Source organism: Bacillus sp. SIMBA_026 (assembly GCF_046535335.1).
Taxonomy (GTDB): Bacteria; Bacillota; Bacilli; order Bacillales; family Bacillaceae; genus Bacillus; species Bacillus velezensis.
The window spans coordinates 1-347 of sequence record NZ_JAWRWX010000064.1 but is presented as its reverse complement, the minus strand read 5'-3'; the positions used below and the strand labels follow the sequence as shown (position 1 = coordinate 347).

General features: G+C 62.2%; 1 pseudogene. It reads right to left on the bottom strand.

Annotated elements, in window-relative coordinates:
* Positions 1-309, bottom strand: a pseudogene (locus SB847_RS20680) (hypothetical protein); the annotation flags it as partial.
* Positions 310-347: the final 38 nt, after the last annotated feature.

The following is a 347-nucleotide window of genomic DNA, read 5'->3' as shown; positions in this document are numbered from 1 at the left end:
GCACTGGCTGTAGCTGAAGGAGGCCACGGGTATGCCGTTGTGGTCCGTTTCGTCCGCCAGCGTGACGCGGTTCCCTTCGAGGGGGAGGAACTCACACAGTGCGCCCAGGCATGCCCAGTGCGGGTAGTCGCTCATATATCGGCGAAGCGTGGCTCCCCAATGGCCTTGCGCAGCCACGTGCTCCGCCCAGGTAATGGGCAACGGCGATACGCACTGGATGGAAAATCCGCGCTTGTACGGTTTCTCCGGATTTGTCTCATAGAAGTCTTCGGTACTGACTTCCGGGGGAGGAGCCTTCCACATCCGCACCTCGGCCTGGAACCTCCCGGCTGTCTGTGGTGCGCCCT